The 342-nt window shown below is 60.2% G+C and carries 1 protein-coding gene; it reads right to left on the bottom strand.

The genetic code is table 11. The features are described 5' to 3' along the window. Positions 1-341 (bottom strand): redoxin domain-containing protein (locus A3764_RS22775; RefSeq protein WP_236628306.1); only part of this gene is annotated, 341 nt, incomplete at its 3' end. Position 342 lies beyond the last annotated feature (1 nt).

The following is a 342-nucleotide window of genomic DNA, read 5'->3' as shown; positions in this document are numbered from 1 at the left end:
GGCAGATAGGCATCGGCAGGCAGCATGTCGAAGGCCTTCGCAACCTCCAGCCCGTCATCTGCGATAATGGGGAAATTCGGTTCAGCGCCCGAAACCGACTTGATGTCGTTCTTCCACTTCTTGTGGTCTTCCACCCCGTCGACGGAGATGCCCATGACCTTGGTGCCGCGCTTTTCCCACTCATCGGCGAGCTGGGCCACGGCGCCGAACTCCGTCGTGCAGACGGGGGTGAAATCCTTGGGGTGCGAAAAGAGGATCGCCCAGCTGTCCCCGACCCAGTCGTGCAGCGACATGCTGCCCTGATCGGTTTCGACGGTCAGATCGGGGATGGTGTCATTTATG

Source organism: Sulfitobacter sp. HI0129 (genome assembly GCF_001635395.1).
Taxonomy (GTDB): domain Bacteria; phylum Pseudomonadota; class Alphaproteobacteria; order Rhodobacterales; family Rhodobacteraceae; genus Sulfitobacter.
This window is presented reverse-complemented; position numbering and strand designations above follow the sequence as displayed.